Origin of the sequence: Halorubrum sp. SP3 (assembly GCF_005435195.1) — an archaeon.
Taxonomy (GTDB): Archaea; Halobacteriota; Halobacteria; order Halobacteriales; family Haloferacaceae; genus Halorubrum; species Halorubrum sodomense.
The window spans coordinates 1-420 of sequence record NZ_SGTU01000420.1 but is presented as its reverse complement, the minus strand read 5'-3'; the positions used below and the strand labels follow the sequence as shown (position 1 = coordinate 420).

The following is a 420-nucleotide window of genomic DNA, read 5'->3' as shown; positions in this document are numbered from 1 at the left end:
GAGGCCGGTCATCGATGCGTGTACCTCGCCGACGCGAACCCCCCGTCGCGGATCGAAGACGCCCTCCGAGAGGCCGGTGTCAATGTCACAGCGCGGACCGCTGCCGGCGACCTCGTCGTCCGCGACGCGTCGGCAGTGTATCTCGACGGCGGATTCGACCTTGACGCCACCGTCTCCGAACTGCGATCCGAGGCGGAACAGAGCGCCTTGGACGGCTACAAGGGGCTTTGGCTCGCCGGGGAGAACACGTGGGCGTTTGACGCCGAGGCATCGTTCGAGCGGATTGTCGACTTCGAGATCGAGTTTGATTCAGCGTGTCCCGATCACCCAGTAACCGCGCTGTGTCAGTACGATCTTCGACGGTTCGACGGATCGGCGGCAGCAAAGGCGTTGCGGACGCACCGACAGGTGATTTACGAC

Annotated in this window: 1 protein-coding gene; it reads left to right on the top strand. The window is 64.0% G+C overall.

Going from position 1 to position 420, the window contains the following annotated elements; all coding sequences use genetic code 11:
• The coding region (locus tag EXE42_RS17075; protein WP_199240806.1) for an MEDS domain-containing protein at positions 1 to 420 on the top strand (420 nt) is incomplete at both ends.